Consider the following 12,811-nt stretch of genomic DNA (forward strand, 5'->3'; position numbering starts at 1 on the left):
TATGGAATTCGTTGTGCTGTACACCGTGCGTGAGGGCGTCGACCGCCCCCGCCTGTTCGAGACCTATCCCCGCCACAAGGCCTACTTTGAGGCGTTCCATGCGGCCGGCGGCGGGCTCATCGCACTCGGCCCGTTCCAGACAGCAGATCCGGCGGGCGGGTCGATGGGGATCTTTGCCTCGCGCGGGGACGCCGAGCGCTTCATCGCCGACGACCCCTTCGTCACCGAAGGGCTCGCCGATCCACGAATCCTTGAGTGGGATGCCGTGCGCTTCGAGTAACTGCCTCACCCCACTCCGCACCTCACGCTGAGCACGGCGGCGGGACCGCCCGCCGTCGTGCTCTTACGCGTGGCGCCGCTCCCCTACAGCGCCCAGGGAAAGGCTCCTGCTGAAGAACTACCCGTCGTTTCCGCAAAGGTCCATCGTGTAGCAGACGGCGGTACCTTCAAGGACAACTGTCCCATCGCCACGGACAACCCACGTCCGAAGCTTGGTAATCGGCTTGTCCTCGCGTGCTTCCAAGACTTCCACATGTCCGGTAATGACGTCCCCAGGGCGGACAGGCGCCTTGAAGTCCCAGTTGACGTTGAGAAAAACGGTTCCTGGACCAGGCAGTTCCTCCGCCACAACGGCATTCAAGATGGCGCTGGTGATTCCGCCCTGAACCACAATTCCCCCAAATCGGGATGATTTCGCCGCTTCAGGATCATAGTGGAGGGGATTGCGGTCACCGCTGATTTCGGTGAACAAACTGATATCGGTCTCCGCGACCCTGCGTGACATCTGGGCGGTTTGCCCCACGACGGGACGGGTGCGGGCTTGGATCGGGGTCATAAGTGACCGACCTTTCTTGCGGATAGGCCCAGTTCAGATTGGGAATGAAGTGTCCCAACAGAATTACGGTGACGCGCCTGCAGGTCAATCCGTACTGGCTTCCGTAGCGAAATCCGTGATTACCACGGATGCACCAGCCCTGTGATGCATCCCACACTGGGTGGGGCGTCCTGCAGACCGCCGGCCACAACCCTCCTCAACAGTTCGATGCCCTCCACCGCATCCCACAGAAAGAAGAACCATCGTGAAGCTCCAAGTTGCTATGGACGTTCTGACCACTGAAGCCGCCCTCGAACTCGCCGGCCAGGTCGCCGAGTTTGTTGACATCATCGAGCTGGGCACCCCGCTGATCAAGGCCGAAGGCCTCTCAGTCATCACGGCGATCAAGAACGCCCACCCGGACAAGGTTGTCTTCGCTGACCTCAAGACCATGGATGCCGGCGAGCTCGAAGCCGACATCGCGTTCAAGGCCGGCGCTGACCTGGTCACCGTGCTCGGTGCTGCCGATGACTCCACCATCGCCGGTGCCGTCAAGGCCGCCAAGGCCCACAACAAGGGTGTTGTCGTTGACCTCATCGGCATCGAGGACAAAGTCACCCGTGCCAAGGAAGCCCGTGCCCTGGGCGCGAAATTCGTTGAGATGCACGCCGGCCTGGACGAGCAGGCAAAGCCCGGCTTCGACCTGAACGGTCTGCTCCGTGCCGGCGCAGAAGCCGATGTTCCGTTCTCCGTTGCAGGCGGCGTAAAGCTCGCCACCATCGGTGACGTCCAGAAGGCCGGTGCCGATGTCGCCGTCGCCGGCGGTGCCATCTACGGTGCAGCCGACCCGGCACTGGCAGCCAAGCAGCTCCGCGCGGCCATCAACTAACCAGCCGTCCATGGTGGCACCAGTCACCGCCCACGACCCCCTCAGCCTGCACAATCCGACTTCGTTGAACCTCCCGCCCTCTCTCAAGCCACAGGAGTTCTCCCGCCATGTCCAGCACCTCTGTCATTGAAAGCCCAATCCTCACCGCCACAACACCCACAGCCCCACCACCTCCACCCACCGGTCCGCTGGCAGGGGCACCCGGCATCGTCGGCATCCCCATGGCTGTTGCCGGAGCATTCGGCCTGGGCCTGGTCAACACCGGATTCATACCCGCCAGTGCAGCAGCCGCTGCCTTACCCACGGTGATCGCTGCCTCTGCGGTTGGTCTGCTGCTGACCACGGTCTGGGCCTGCGCGCTCGGCCAGAACACGTCAGCGGGTATCTTCGTCCTCTTCTTCGGATTTTTTGCCACCTACGGCGCACTGTCACTCGGACTCATCAATGGCTGGTACGGCATTCCCGCTGACCAGATGGTCAATGCGCAAGCCCTCTGGCTTACCTGCTGGCTGTTCATATTCGTGATGCTCACTTTCGTGACATTACGTCTTCCCTGGAGCTCCACCCTGATGCTCGTTTTCGTCGATATCGCCCTCGCCCTGCTTCTCATGGGCACCCTGCAGGGCGACGCGGGCATGACCAACCTCGGAGGCTGGTTCACGTTCGCCTTCGTTGCAGTGGCCGTTTACCTCTACGTCGACGTCATGTGGAGCCAAACCGGTGGCCGCGGGCTGCCACAAGGACGCCCGCTCGTGCGCTAAGCAGTTCAGTCTCGGTATAGCGAGGCACAGCAGCACTGAAGACCCCCGGCCGCGCCCCCTGTGGGCCCGCGGCCGGGGGTCTGCTGCGCTGCCCCCATCGAGGCCGGCGGGCACTCACGGGTTGACGTCCTGAGCTCGACGTCGGCTGCATTGCGGCACGCCGCCCTCGCAAAACAAATCCGCTTACGCGTATCCAGGTCACTCAGTACCGCCTCCCGTGGAGAAATCCGTAATGACCACGGATGCACAGCCCTGTGACGCAATCCACACTGAAAGGGAATTGTTGTAGCGCTAAATGCGTGGCTCCATCCTTACCAAACCATTGAAAGGAAGAATCATGACTGCACAAATTGCTGACAACGGTGTTCTCCTCCAGGAGGCTCTTACTCATTTTCCTGCCGGTGTTGTAGCCCTCTCGGCGACGGTAAAGGGTGAGCGGCAGGTTCTCATTGCTTCGTCTTTTTCGGTCGGAATTTCCTATGAACCGCCGCTCGTTCTGTTCTCCGTTCAAAAATCTTCATCCACGTGGCCGAGCATCAAAGATGCACCTCTCATTGGCGTTTCGGTAATGGGTGAAGACCATAACCCGGTCTGCCGCCAACTCGCGTCACGCGATAAATCAAAGCGATTCAACGGCGTAGAGACTTTTTCCGGTGAACAGAATGATCTTTATATTTCCGGATCTCCCCTGTGGCTCACATGCTCCATTTACCAGGAGGTCGATGCTGGCGACCACATTCTTATTCTGCTGAAAATTGAGGATTTCCAGGCTCATAGTTTGCACATGCCCCTGGTACTCCACCGCTCGGCTTTGGGCCGCTGGGACCGCATTTAGCGCTCACCGCGACGAATGAGAGGCATGAGAACCGTGATTAGCACCCTTCCGCAGAACGTGAATGTGATGAACACGCCAACGGTCGCAGATGACCGGGCCCAGGGCCTGGCGCCTGTTGAACAGGTGTCACCGGGGGCCGGCACGTCGAGAGGGAGTGCGGTGCACCTGGACATTCTCCTCACGTGGAGGGGCCGGGTGGGGCTCTTCAAAAAGTCCGCGCATGGTTCAACGGGGAGCACCCCGTGGCAGCTTCTCTCCGTCCCCCGGGCGGGCCATGCATCAGCTTTGGACGACGAATTGCTGCAGTGCATCGACGTGCTTCATGGCGGAACCGGCCTCGCCGTCCGCGACATCCTCACGATTCGGTGTGGCCCCATGGTCGAGGTCCCTCATGGTTCGCAAAGCACTCAGCACGTGGTCTACATAGTCGAAACCAATCAGCGGCGATTGGCCCTTGGGCCTGAGTACTCGGTGTACCGCTGGGTCAAAAAACCCAGGATCGGGCGCTTCGATGGTGGCGCTGAGTGGCTGGCGCCCGTTCTGGAAGCAAGCGCTTCAACGCCCGCAAAGTCGCGGGAATTGATACTCAACACGGCCGGCCGAGGCGCGATATTGGCCGCGTGAACGGTCCAGCCCGTTCCCGCGATGAAACCAGGCGCACCTCCCCGTCGAATGACTGAAGGATACGAATGGCACTCCAACAAGCAACCTTGCCCGTAGAAGTTCGAGGGCGCACCAGATCTATTCGCCTCATCCTGCTTTGTCAGGTCCTGACCTTGGCCGTCTGGTTTGCCTCGACTGCTGCGTTGCCGAGCATCGCGGTTCTCGAACCCATTTCCGAGACCCAAATGGCACTGATGACCAGCGTGCTGCAGGTGGGGTTCGTTGTCGGTGCCCTGCTCAGTGCTTTTCTCAATGTGGCAGACAGATTCGACCCCCGAAACCTTTTTGCAGCGTCGGCGGCGGTGGCAGCCGTGACTACCGCGGCCCTGCTTGTGGTCTCGCCCGTAGGAACCGAAGCGCTCATTCTCAGGGCCCTCACCGGAGTGGCCCTGGCAGGAATTTACCCCGTGGGTATGCGCATGGTGGCCAGTTGGGCCACCAATGATCTGGGGAAACTTGTCGGCTTGCTGGTCGGAGCACTGACAATAGGCTCTGCCCTGCCTCATCTCTTCACCATCGGTGCCGCCTGGGACTGGAAACTCGTCTATGCAGCTTCGTCGATTGCCGCCCTCTCGGCAGCGTGCCTGGTCAAATTCGTGAAGCTCGGACCTGCGTTCAAGCGGGCGCAACGTTTCGATCCAAGCACTATCAAAGCTGCCTGGCTCAAACGGCCGGTCCGCTTGGCCAACCTGGGATACCTGGGCCATATGTGGGAACTGTACGCAATGTGGGCATGGATCGGGTTGTTTTTCCGGGCATCACTGGACGCCCGGGGAGTTGAACAACCGGGCCTCGCCCCCGCAGCCACCTTCCTTGTCATTGCCGCAGGCGCCCTGGGTGCGCTGATCGGAGGACGTTTGGCCGACCGATTTGGCCGCACCGCTGTAACCATCTATTCCATGGCAATCAGTGGTGCCTGCGCGCTGACTGTCGGCTGGCTCTTTGGCGGGCCACCTCTGCTGATTCTCATAGTGGCCATGGTTTGGGGAGTATCAATCATTGCGGACTCTGCTCAATTCTCAGCGTGCGTCGTGGAACTGTCACCCCCCGAGTCGGTGGGCACCATGCTGACCATACAAATCTGCATGGGCTTCGCACTAACCCTCGTCACAATCCAGTCCATGGGATTTGTCGTCAATCATCTGGGTTGGGGAATCGGGTTCTCGATGCTCGCGCTGGGTCCGCTTTTTGGCTGCCTGGCCATGTGGTTGCTTCGACGTGACCCGGCATCGTCCCTGCTTGCGGGCGGGCGCAAATAACACTCTGTTCGATCTGAACCTTCATTCCGCCCTCAACGAAGCGAGGTGGGAGACCAATCTGCCAGGAAGGGAATTCACATAATGCGCAGTCAAGCCACCAAACATTTGGAAATCATTGTCACCGAGCCCGGTCGTCTATACGAGCTACTTAACAGTGCCGAGGCCGCGCTCCGGCAGACGGCCGTTACCCACCGCCAGTCCGGAATCCTCGTGACCCGCCACCATCCTGGCCGATACACGCTCACGCTCAGCAACAAAGTTCCTTTCGGGGAGACCCGCGAGCAGATCCTCTCGTGACTGCCAGGCAATCGCTGCACTGACCATCGACATTAAAGGCAACAGTGCTGCCAGGACTTCCTCGCTGGTCTGCGGCCTCACCAGATATCTAGGAGAAACACCATGACCACCCAGGCGCAGCAACTCCCGGATGGCGGAAGCGCCATCTGTCTTGATCGCCGCTCCCGGGGCCCGGGCTACGACGCCACCGGTGCCGCGCAGCAGGCACTTGAGCAGCATCTGCCCACTCTTGTGGCGGACCGGATTGCGACCCGGATCTTCGCGAAGGACCATACCCTGTGGGGTCCGGAGGCCGAGGCCGAGTCTGCTGTCCGCCTGGGCTGGGTCGAGGCGGCTACCGTCTCGCAGGCCCTGGTGCCCGGGATCCTTGAGCTCCGTGATGCCCTGCACGCCGACGGCGTGTCCCGCATCGTGCTTTGTGGCATGGGCGGATCCTCGCTGGCTCCCGAGGTTATCGCCGGTACCGCTGGCGTCGAGCTGACTGTGCTGGACAGCACGGATCCCGATCAGGTCCGTGCCGCCCTCGCGGACCGGCTGGCCGAGACCGCGATTGTGGTCTCGTCCAAGTCCGGATCCACCCTGGAAACTGATTCGCAGCGCAGGATTTTCGAGCACGCCTTCACCGCGGCCGGGATCGACGCGAAGAGCCGGATCATCATCGTCACCGACCCCGGCTCCCCGCTGGATAAGGCCTCCCGCGAGGCCGGCTACCGGGCCGTGTTCAATGCGGATCCCAACGTCGGCGGCCGGTACTCGGCCCTGACCGCGTTCGGGCTGGTCCCTTCGGGCCTGGCCGGCGTGGATATCCAGGCGTTCCTGGACGAGGCCGAGGAAGCCGCCGAGATCCTCAACGAGGATGCTCCGGACAACATCGGTCTGGCCCTGGGCGCGGCCCTGGGCGGAACCAGCCCGCTGCGGGACAAGATCGTCATTGCCGAGGACGGGTCCGGGATTGTGGGTTTCGCCGACTGGGCCGAACAGCTCATCGCCGAATCCACCGGAAAGTCCGGCACCGGGGTCCTGCCGGTCGTGGCCGGCCCGGCGGCGCCCGAGGTCAGCTCCGGTGCCGCTGATGTGCTGGTGGTGCGGCTGGTTGCTGCTGATGCCGACGTCGAACTCGGTGAGAACGAGGCGGCCATCGCCGGCGGGCTCGCCACCCAGATGATGGTGTGGGAATTCGCCACGGCCGTCGCCGGCCGGCTGCTGGGGATCAACCCGTTCGACCAGCCGGATGTGGAGGCAGCGAAGGTCGCCGCCCGCGGCCTGCTGGACGCCCAGCCCGAACCCACACTGGCCGCCTTTGTGGACGGCGCCATCGAGGTCCGCGGCGGTGACTGGCTCCGCGGTGCCCACACGGCCGAGGAAGCCGTCGGTGCCCTCCTGGGAACACTGGACGACGAGAGCTACCTCAGTGTCCAGGCATACTTCGACCGCCTGGCTTTCGCCGAGCTGGAAGGCATCCGGGACCAGCTCGCCGCCACCAGCGGCCGCCCGGTCACCTTTGGCTGGGGACCGCGGTTCCTGCACTCCACCGGGCAGTTCCACAAGGGCGGCCCCGCGATCGGCGTGTTCCTCCAGGTCACCGCGGCACCCGCCGAGGATCTGGCCATCCCGGAACGTCCCTTCACCTTCAGGGAACTGATCTCCGCGCAGGCCGCCGGGGACGCCCAGGTCCTGGCCGGTCACGGCCGCCCGGTCCTGCGCCTGCACCTCACCGACCGCACCGCCGGCGTTGCACAGCTGCAGGAGATCATCGCCGCTGTCGCCGCCCAGTCCGCATCCCTCACCGACAGCTAAACCCGCCAGGAATGGCACGGGGCGCCCGCCGCACAGCGGGCGCCCCGTTCTCGTGCAGCCCGTCCGAGGGCTGTTCTGCCCGCGCGGCCGCCGGCGGGCTCCTCGATCTTCTGCAGGGGCACAGGACACTGCACGAAAGGACATCCCCAAATCTTGTCCAGCGGGGTTCTGTCAGGCTGCCGTCCACCAATCACGCTGCATCAGCCGGGCACGGCACGGCGGCAACTCCGCAAGATGTCGGTACGGATACCCGTGGTGAATTCAGTGTTGAGCACGGATGTAGGGCAGCACCCGCTGAACATAAGTTGGGCAGTGATCGGCATCACAGTGACGTCGAAGATGATGGAGGAAGTTATGTCGAGCTCTGTTGGCTTACTGGTGATGCTTGAGGCGAAACCCGGCAAAGAGTCCGAACTGTCCGAATTCCTGAAGTCCGCTCAGGACCTCGTTGTTGAGGAACCCGGCACGTCCACCTGGTATGCCTTCCGGATCAATGCCAGCCAGTTCGGAATTTATGACACCTTTCCGCATGAGGAAGGCCGTCAGGCGCACCTGGCCGGCAAGGTCGCCACAGCCCTTGGAGCGAGGGCGGATGAGCTTCTCGCCTCCGCACCTTCTCTTCAGCCCGTGGAGGTCCTGGCCTTTACCTAAATCGTTGGCTCCCGAAACCGTTCCTTATCTACATACCCCTAAACCGTAAAAGGATATAGACATGGCAAATAAGCAGAACCCCCAGAAGCGCATGATTCTGAACGCATTCGACATGAACTGCGTGGGGCATCAGAACCCCGGGATGTGGACGCACCCCGACGACCAGACCCACCGCTATATGGACGTGGACTACTGGACCGACCTGGCGAAGCTCCTTGAACGCGGCGGGTTTGACTGCCTCTTTATTGCAGACGTCCTGGGCTACTACGACGTTTATGGCGGATCACGGGACACTGCACTTCGCACCGCCGCCCAGGCACCTGTGGGAGACCCTGCGATCCCGATCTCAGCAATGGCAGCTGTGACGGAGAGGCTCGGGTTCGGGGTTACGAAGTCACTGACTTACGAACTTCCCTATTCTTTCGCCAAGACAATGACCACCTTGGACCACATCACAAAGGGCCGGGTCGCCTGGAATATCGTGACGTCGTACCAGGCAAGCGCAGCAGAGAACCTGGGGCTCGACAAGCAGATCCCGCATGACGAGCGTTACGCGGTGGCGGACGAGTTCATGGAGGTCTGCTACAAGCTTTGGGAAGGTTCATGGGACGAAGACGCAGTGGTCTTCGACAAAGAAAAGCGCATCTTCACGGATCCGTCCAAAGTCCATGACATCAACCACGAGGGTAAGTATTACAAGGTTCCCGGCGCCCACCTCGGTCAGCCGAGTCCGCAGCGTACTCCGTTCCTGTTCCAGGCCGGCACGTCCAAAAAGGGTATGGAGTTCTCGGGGAAGCACGCCGAGGCCGTGTTCGTCATCGGCACAAGCCCCGAAGAGCTGCGGCCAACCGTCGACAAGGTCCGCCAGCAGGCGGCCGAGGCAGGCCGGGACCCGCGCAGCGTAAAGGTCATCGTGATGCTGACCCCCATCACGGCACCGACGGACGAGGAAGCCCAGGCCAAGCTTGAGGACTTCTACAAGTACGCAGATACTGACGCCGCACTGACCCTCTTCGGCGGATGGACAGGCATTGATATGTCTTCGGCGCCGGCGGACCAGCCCTTGGAGAGCATCGAGAGTGACGCTATCCGGGCCATGATCGACATGCTGACCGGCGTGGACAGCGAGGTTGTCTGGACAAAAGAGCGGCTGGCGAAATGGCTGTGCATTGGCGGATTTAGCGCGTCAGTGGTCGGTTCGCCCACAACCATCGTCGACGAGATGGAGCGATGGATGGAGATCGCGGATGTTGACGGATTCAACCTTGGCCGCGTCATTGCACCCGGGACGATGGAGGACTTCGTCGAGCTGGTGGTACCAGAACTGCGCAAGCGGGGCCATGTCCCGCAGGACCCCGCCGCTGAGGGAGTGATGACGTTGCGTGAACGTCTCACAGGCGACGCCCGGCTCCCCTCAGAGCACGCCGGCGCCAACTACCGGCTGGGTGTGGCGGCGTCAGTCTCCTGATGAGGTCACCTGAACTGCGCCGCTGAAAAGGATGAGAACGGCGGCCTCCGATTTGCGGGTCGGCGGCCGCCATTCCTTCCCTGAATTCAGGGTTCAACGACGCGGTTCGCGGATTCTAGCGCAGCCGGAACGTTCACGCCGTGGACAGGCCGGGTGTTCCTGGTCACCTGTAGGTAAAGTATTGCGATCAGATCGAACTACGCGAGGGCCGGTCGAAGGAGACCGGCTGATCGTGAAGTTGCACTGCCACACTTTGGGGTTCAGAGAGGAATCCGTAAATGCCGGTAGATTTTAAGCAACCAAAGCCTCAGTCGTGTGTAGACCGGGGCATCACCTCCCGGGAGTGGGAGGTCCTCCAAGCCGTTCTTAATCATCTGGCCAACGCCGAGATCGCAGCCACGTTGGGGATCAGCGTGCGAACGGTCGAAAGCCATGTCTCCAACCTTCTGACGAAGTTTGACGTCACGTCCCGTTCAGGGTTGTTAGCTGCCGTCCGGGCCACTGAGAATGCCGGACCGTTACGACTCGAGGCTCCCCCTTCACTGCTTCGCATGGCGAAGGCAGGTGAATTTGTCGGCCGGCTTCCGGAACTCCAACAACTGCACGATGAGTGGGACTTGGCCAAAGCGGGTGCACAGCGACTCGTGCTGGTCTCGGGCGATGCTGGCATCGGAAAGAGCCGGCTGGTGGCAGAGTTCGTGCGGCAACTGTTGGTCAATGACGACCCGCTCGTGCTGCATGGACGTTGCGACGAAGACGTGGCAGGTCCTTTTGAAGCAGTCGGCCACGCCCTTGCCCCGTATATCCGTGCAAGCAATCCCGCCAGTTTGGCGGGAGAGCTTGGTGACGTAGCCGCCGAACTGGAGACGATCATTCCAATTTCCGGCATCCGTTTACCGGGGATCCCGGTTGATGCCGTGCGCACCGACCCGAACGTTACCCGGCTGCGACTCTTCGACGCCGTCACTCGCGTCCTCCGCCATGCCTCGGTTTCCTCACCCATGCTGTTGGTACTCGATGACCTGCACTGGGCTCCCGGGCCTACGCTCCTGCTGCTTAAGCACCTGATGCAGGAGGAATCGCTTAAGCGCACAATGATTATCTGCACTCTTCGCCCCGGGGACGTTTCAGATGCCCTTATCGACTTCCTGGGTAGGTTGCGCCGGGACGCAATGCCCGTTCAGATTCAATTGGGCGGATTGCACCGGCTCGAGGTCGCTCAACTGCTGGCTTCCGATGACGGATCGGCACAGTCACGCGATGACACTTTCTCTGAAAGCCTGGCCTATGACATCTACTCGGAAACACGGGGAAATCCGCTGTACGCCGGAGAGCTGATCCGAAGCCTGGGAGAAGGCAGCGGACCGAAATCGGCGGGCAATGCAGACGTTCCTCACGGAGTGAAGGACATCGTTACTGCACGTGTTCGGCGGCTCAAACAAGAGACTCAGACCCTGCTCGGCATAGCCGCCGTACTGGGGCAGGAATTTGACCTCAGCGTGCTGCAGCAACTTGCTGAAGTTGACGATTTCACTCTTCTGGAAGGAGTGGAGGAGGCAACCCAGGCGCAGCTTCTGTATGACGTGACAGCCGCTTCTCCCGACGCCGTTGAACGCTATGAATTTGTGCACGCCATCGTGCGTCGGGCAATCATTGAAAGCCTGTCGCCGGCCCGCGTGCGTCGAATACATGCTGCAGCCGGCACAGCGTTGGAGCAGCTTTTTCCTCAAGCCTTGGAAATGCGGGCCGATGAAATTGCCTGGCATTTGGTTCAGGCAGGACAAATCAAAGACCGCCGGAATATTGTCCGCTATCTGACCATGGCGGGCCGGGCCGCGCTGAACAGTTCCGCGGCGGAAGAGGGGCTTCGCTTTCTGGACCAGGCTTTGGAATACATCGATGCGGCTGAGGCCTTTGACCGCGCCGAACTTTGGTTCCAGCGTGGCCTGACGTTGCGAACACTTGGCCGCTGGCCCGATTCTGTGGCCTCGTTACGCAACGCGCTGGACCTTTATGCAGAAGTGGGAGACCTGGAAGCCATTTCCCGCACGTGCCGCGCAGCCACACACACGATGTTTTGGTTTTTCCGGATGCCCGAAGCCCTCGATTTAGCTGCTTATGGACTAAAGATGCTTGACGGTCACGAGGGCGCAGAACGGGGAAGGCTGCTGGGCGCGTTGTCTTTTGCCCAGGCCTGGAGCGGTGATTACGGCTCAAGCATGAAGGCTATCGACGAAGAGTTGGCCATTGCTTCCCGGCTCAAGGATACGGATCTGAAAGGACATGCCTTGGCCATACGCGCGATGCAGCTCCCCGCGTTCCTTGAGCATAAAGATGCAGCCTCGGCAGGTTATGAGGCGCTTGAGATACTCCGCGGCTCCGACGATGTCTGGACCTTGACGAGCATGCTCGGCTTTTTGAACTACACGCTTGTTGGTTTGGGTCGCCTGGAGGCAGCCCGTGAGGTAGGCGCTGAACTGGCCCCACTCGCGGTTCGGGTAGGGAACTACGCCGCCCAACAGCAGCACACCCGGATGAACGCCATGGTCGAATTCTTTGAGCAGGGAAGCCCTGTCGCCCTGGAGAAATTCGCCCGGAAGGACCTCGCATTCTGCAAGGCCGTCGGGCTTGCAACGCCTGAGCATTCGCTCGCATGGCTTGGGTTGGCCAAATTCCTCGCCGGCGAATGGGAGGAAGCAAGGGGTGCTTACTCAGCCGCGCTCGAAACAGAGGCGGACACGGGAATGGTCGGCTGGGGATGGTCTTCCCTGTTCGAGTTGCTCGCGTACATGGGCGATTCCCAAGCTGCCATGGGTTTGCTTGAAAAGCACCGAAACACTCTGCCGCACCTGGACCGGGCCAACACCTGTGGCTCATGGGTGGCGGCGCTAACGGCGGTTGAAGGTTTAGTCGTATTGGGAGAGTTGGAGCAGGCCGCCGCACTGCTCCCTGCTATCGAACAATGCATTCAGCGGACGGGGGTCGTTTGTATCGAATTCCGGGGTGGGCGCCTAGTCAAGCGTTCAGCGGCAATTGCCGCTGCAGCGGCCGGCGACTGGGCGCGCGCGGAAAAGTACTTTCGGGAGGCACGTCGTGATGCCGAGACCATGCCCCACGTCGTGGAGCGTGCCCACACCCTGAGATTTCACGGGAGAATGCTGCTTCAGACTGGCGAAGCAGCATCCTCTGCCCGGGCAAAGTCGTATCTGCAGGAGGCGCGCGCTGTCTACGCGAAACTCGGCATGCCCCGTCACGTGGAACTCTGCGATCTGGAGACGAAACCGACCCGGGTTACGAGCAAAAGGTCTACAACCCCTGACCCCGGCCTCTTCGGCTTTCTCACCAACCTGATGTATGGGGAGTAACTGCGAGCCTTC

The 12,811-nt window shown here is 61.4% G+C and carries 12 protein-coding genes; 11 read left to right on the plus strand and 1 reads right to left on the minus strand.

Features of this window, described 5'->3' with window-relative positions; all coding sequences use genetic code 11:
* Position 1: 1 nt before the first annotated feature.
* The gene (locus IDT60_RS17120) at positions 2–280 is read left to right on the plus strand and encodes a YciI family protein (protein ID WP_164204771.1); all 279 of its coding nucleotides are present in this window, start codon (positions 2–4) and stop codon (positions 278–280) included.
* 117 nt (positions 281–397) lie between these two features.
* Here IDT60_RS17120 and IDT60_RS17125 read toward each other — a convergent pair whose 3' ends face one another.
* Complete coding sequence (locus IDT60_RS17125) at positions 398–835, minus strand: MaoC family dehydratase (RefSeq protein WP_191079961.1); 438 nt, start codon at positions 833–835, stop codon at positions 398–400.
* 244 nt (positions 836–1,079) lie between these two features.
* Between IDT60_RS17125 and hxlA the strand changes: the two genes are divergently transcribed.
* From hxlA to IDT60_RS17175, 10 genes are all read left to right on the plus strand, one after another.
* A complete protein-coding gene (gene hxlA, locus IDT60_RS17130) occupies positions 1,080–1,703 on the plus strand; it encodes a 3-hexulose-6-phosphate synthase (protein WP_191079962.1) in 624 nt (207 codons plus the stop codon).
* Positions 1,704–1,810: 107 nt separating this feature from the next.
* A complete protein-coding gene (locus tag IDT60_RS17135; protein ID WP_164204765.1) occupies positions 1,811–2,464 on the plus strand; it encodes a GPR1/FUN34/YaaH family transporter in 654 nt (217 codons plus the stop codon).
* A 337-nt stretch (positions 2,465–2,801) separates the two neighbouring features.
* Positions 2,802–3,299, plus strand: a complete 498-nt coding sequence (locus IDT60_RS17140) for a flavin reductase family protein (RefSeq protein ID WP_164204763.1) — start codon at positions 2,802–2,804, stop codon at positions 3,297–3,299.
* A 285-nt stretch (positions 3,300–3,584) separates the two neighbouring features.
* Positions 3,585–3,923: a hypothetical protein gene (locus IDT60_RS17145; RefSeq protein ID WP_191079963.1), complete on the plus strand. Its 339-nt coding sequence runs from the start codon at positions 3,585–3,587 to the stop codon at positions 3,921–3,923.
* A 65-nt stretch (positions 3,924–3,988) separates the two neighbouring features.
* Positions 3,989–5,221, plus strand: a complete 1,233-nt coding sequence (locus IDT60_RS17150) for a nitrate/nitrite transporter (protein WP_191079964.1) — start codon at positions 3,989–3,991, stop codon at positions 5,219–5,221.
* An 81-nt stretch (positions 5,222–5,302) separates the two neighbouring features.
* Positions 5,303–5,518, plus strand: a complete 216-nt coding sequence (locus tag IDT60_RS17155) for a hypothetical protein (RefSeq protein WP_164198703.1) — start codon at positions 5,303–5,305, stop codon at positions 5,516–5,518.
* A 102-nt stretch (positions 5,519–5,620) separates the two neighbouring features.
* Positions 5,621–7,315 (plus strand): glucose-6-phosphate isomerase, encoded by a 1,695-nt coding sequence (locus IDT60_RS17160; protein WP_191079965.1) that lies wholly within the window; start codon positions 5,621–5,623, stop codon positions 7,313–7,315.
* Between the two features lie 354 nt (positions 7,316–7,669).
* Positions 7,670–7,966: a putative quinol monooxygenase gene (locus tag IDT60_RS17165; protein ID WP_191079966.1), complete on the plus strand. Its 297-nt coding sequence runs from the start codon at positions 7,670–7,672 to the stop codon at positions 7,964–7,966.
* Positions 7,967–8,027: 61 nt separating this feature from the next.
* Positions 8,028–9,434: an LLM class flavin-dependent oxidoreductase gene (locus IDT60_RS17170; protein WP_191079967.1), complete on the plus strand. Its 1,407-nt coding sequence runs from the start codon at positions 8,028–8,030 to the stop codon at positions 9,432–9,434.
* A 278-nt stretch (positions 9,435–9,712) separates the two neighbouring features.
* Positions 9,713–12,799, plus strand: coding sequence for an AAA family ATPase (locus IDT60_RS17175; protein WP_191079968.1), 3,087 nt, complete (start codon positions 9,713–9,715; stop codon positions 12,797–12,799).
* Positions 12,800–12,811 lie beyond the last annotated feature (12 nt).

This window comes from Pseudarthrobacter sp. BIM B-2242 (genome assembly GCF_014764445.1).
In the GTDB taxonomy this organism is placed as follows: Bacteria; Actinomycetota; Actinomycetes; order Actinomycetales; family Micrococcaceae; genus Arthrobacter; species Arthrobacter luteus_A.

What these genes read in the sequence shown, in the direction of transcription:
- IDT60_RS17165 (WP_191079966.1), top strand. Translation starts at nt 7,670, where the DNA reads ATGTCGAGCTCTGTTGGCTTACTGGTGATGCTTGAGGCGAAACCCGGC.
- IDT60_RS17155 (WP_164198703.1), top strand. Translation starts at nt 5,303, where the DNA reads ATGCGCAGTCAAGCCACCAAACATTTGGAAATCATTGTCACCGAGCCC.
- IDT60_RS17125 (WP_191079961.1), bottom strand. Translation starts at nt 835, where the DNA reads ATGACCCCGATCCAAGCCCGCACCCGTCCCGTCGTGGGGCAAACCGCC.
- IDT60_RS17120 (WP_164204771.1), top strand. Translation starts at nt 2, where the DNA reads ATGGAATTCGTTGTGCTGTACACCGTGCGTGAGGGCGTCGACCGCCCC.
- IDT60_RS17160 (WP_191079965.1), top strand. Translation starts at nt 5,621, where the DNA reads ATGACCACCCAGGCGCAGCAACTCCCGGATGGCGGAAGCGCCATCTGT.
- IDT60_RS17150 (WP_191079964.1), top strand. Translation starts at nt 3,989, where the DNA reads ATGGCACTCCAACAAGCAACCTTGCCCGTAGAAGTTCGAGGGCGCACC.
- IDT60_RS17140 (WP_164204763.1), top strand. Translation starts at nt 2,802, where the DNA reads ATGACTGCACAAATTGCTGACAACGGTGTTCTCCTCCAGGAGGCTCTT.
- IDT60_RS17170 (WP_191079967.1), top strand. Translation starts at nt 8,028, where the DNA reads ATGGCAAATAAGCAGAACCCCCAGAAGCGCATGATTCTGAACGCATTC.
- IDT60_RS17135 (WP_164204765.1), top strand. Translation starts at nt 1,811, where the DNA reads ATGTCCAGCACCTCTGTCATTGAAAGCCCAATCCTCACCGCCACAACA.
- IDT60_RS17175 (WP_191079968.1), top strand. Translation starts at nt 9,713, where the DNA reads ATGCCGGTAGATTTTAAGCAACCAAAGCCTCAGTCGTGTGTAGACCGG.